General features: G+C 49.5%; 2 protein-coding genes. Both read right to left on the bottom strand.

The features are described 5' to 3' along the window. Nucleotides 1-176: 176 nt before the first annotated feature. On the bottom strand, nt 177-1322 hold the full coding sequence (locus EBR25_13165; GenBank protein ID NBW41930.1) for a M20 family peptidase: 1146 nt from the start codon (nt 1320-1322) through the stop codon (nt 177-179). Then, the coding region (locus EBR25_13160) for a hypothetical protein (GenBank protein NBW41929.1) at nt 1285-2370 on the bottom strand (1086 nt) is incomplete at its 5' end. The genes EBR25_13165 and EBR25_13160, both read right to left, overlap by 38 nt.

The raw sequence follows: 2370 nt of genomic DNA, 5'->3' as shown, positions 1-2370 counted from the left end.
CCGTCACGGAGGGAGCACGATTAGGTAATCTTTCCATTATTGAGCATATAGTAGGGGAGTAAAAAATCTTTCGCATCAATGTTTCTGGTGCACTCGTCTATGTAGCAACAAGGTACCAGTTGGGGAGCCTTGACCCCTTTCCAGTCGAATACTAGTAAAACTTCTGTTACAAACTACTATTTTTCGTTGAGGTGATTCATATACCGTCTGAGAATCTCACAGTAGGTATCAAGGCTTGCAATGCTTACCCATTCCTCGTCCGTTCCGATACCTCCCCCTACGGGTCCAAATTCAACTCCACCGCAACCCACCGCGGTAAAGTGTCTAGCATCAGAAGAGCCCTGTGCGCCGTAGAGAATACTATCCTCGCCGGTCACGTCTACGGCAACTTGCTGTAGTAGGCGGAGATGGTCATCATCCTCTGGAGTCGACATAGCTGGTTCGTGCGAGATAATCTCAAGGCTCAGTCCCTCTGTTGTGAGCCCTTGGAGTCGTTGTGCGATTGTTTCTGACTCTTCTGGGGTGAACCGAATATCAAGAGCGACTTCACAAAGGTCGGGAATCTTGTTGAAGGTCTCATTGGGCGTTGAGATTGCTCCGATATTGACTGTCGAGACCCACGCTTTCTCCGTTGGGTTCGGAAACTCTTTTTTTAGTGCAGCGAGAAACTCCATCATCTTCTCGATTGCATTCTCACCAGCCCAGGGATAAGCACCATGAGCGGTTTTGCCGCGGGCTATTACCTTTGCCCAAAGAACACCCTTTGCCTTATGTACGATATGAAAGTTCGTGCTCTCTGAGGTTATAACGAAATCCGCACGTACCCCCTGGTCGACCTGATGCTTCGTTCCATGGAATCCTCCCAGCTCTTCATCGGTGACGAGTTGTAAAGCGAGTGGATAATCGACCTTCCCTGCCATCTCTCGAAAAACGGCGATCAGACAAGCAACATTTGCCTTCATATCCATCGAGCCGACGCCGTAGAGTTTGTCGCCTTCTACACGTCCTTCGTACTGAGTGTCGTTTCCGGGAATCACGTCGAGGTGACCATTCAACAGGAGGGTAAAGCATTCTGGGCGGGTCTCTGTGTTGTAGAGGAGAATGCTCTTGTACCCGTTGTCTTCAAATCGTTCGAGCGTGAACCCTTGAAGATGCGAAAGGGCGAACTCAAGGATCGCGTCGAGCTCCTGAGGATAGGCAGGAATAGACCGATACCGAATGAGCTCTTGAGTGAGCGTAATAAGATCAAGTGTCATGATAGCCCTCTTCGAAAGATATATTACGTTAGAAGATCTGTGCGTAGATCGCACTGCTATTCCCATGTATTCTCCCTTTTTTCGCCTCTTGAGATGCGGTGCTCATAAGCGTCCGAATACCACCGAGGAAGACTGGAGCATCTTCGGTAAAAGAGAAGAAATTTCGATCAATATAGGTGTAGTCGGTGCCACTACCGATATCGTGAATTACGGGTGTTGTTAGTTCGGGTTGCACGACATAGTCACCGCGATCTCTTAGCCCAATTCGTAGCTCTCTGCGGAATTCCCCGTCGTATAACGTCCCGCGTGTGTGCCCATAACAACCGTATGTGCCCTGTAGAGGCTTTGCTCGCAGTCTTATCGCACCGTTAATCGCCTCTTCTGGAGATATCCCTCTTCCTTGAAGGTATTCGCAAAAGAGCGGAGCCAGTGCTGCGATACCGAGTGCTTGCATTGGCTTTCCTCGCTCTTGGCGAGAGAGCGCTTCCTCTGAGAAGAGATCACCCATAGCGCGTACCTGAAAAGCCATACGCATTGGAGAGAGATAGGCTTTTGTGTCATTAATCCTTCTATCTGCTGCCATGTCTGGTGCATCTACGTTGAGCGTAATCGAGTTTGCCTTAATGAGTGTTCGCAGCGCTGGATCAGTGAGCAATGATACGGGCTCACTTTCCTTTGGATTCTTTAGTCGTGAGATCGGCTCTGAGGCCCGAACGTAGAGGAGGTACTGACACTCCCCATTATTCTCCTTCAGGTGTGCACGGAGTTGCTCAGGTCCCAGTAACGCATCGAATCCTGAAAGAGCAGAGACTTCTTCGGCTGCGATTGAGTCGTGAGCTTCTTTCCCGAACTCAAAACTCTTCATTCCCTGGTATTTTTCCTCAGTTACAGCAAGGAGTGCGATAGGCTTCTGAAACTCTCGACGGATATCGTCGAGTCCTCGGCGAAATTTCATCCGAAAGAGGCTATTCCCATCCACAGCAAACACGCTTTCGAGCACCTGATATGCGGCAATTGAGTTCTCGATTTCGAAGATAGAGCCGCGTATAGCTTCTTTTACCTCTGAGGGGCTTGCTGTCTCAGCCTGTTGCAGAAAAGCGGTTGAGAGTCCTTG

It is taken from the genome of bacterium (genome assembly GCA_009926305.1).
GTDB lineage: Bacteria > Bdellovibrionota_C > UBA2361 > UBA2361 > RFPC01 > RFPC01.
This window is presented reverse-complemented; position numbering and strand designations above follow the sequence as displayed.

Coding starts and splice junctions, on each gene's coding strand:
- EBR25_13165 (NBW41930.1), bottom strand. CDS start 1,322: ATGGGAATAGCAGTGCGATCTACGCACAGATCTTCTAACGTAATATAT.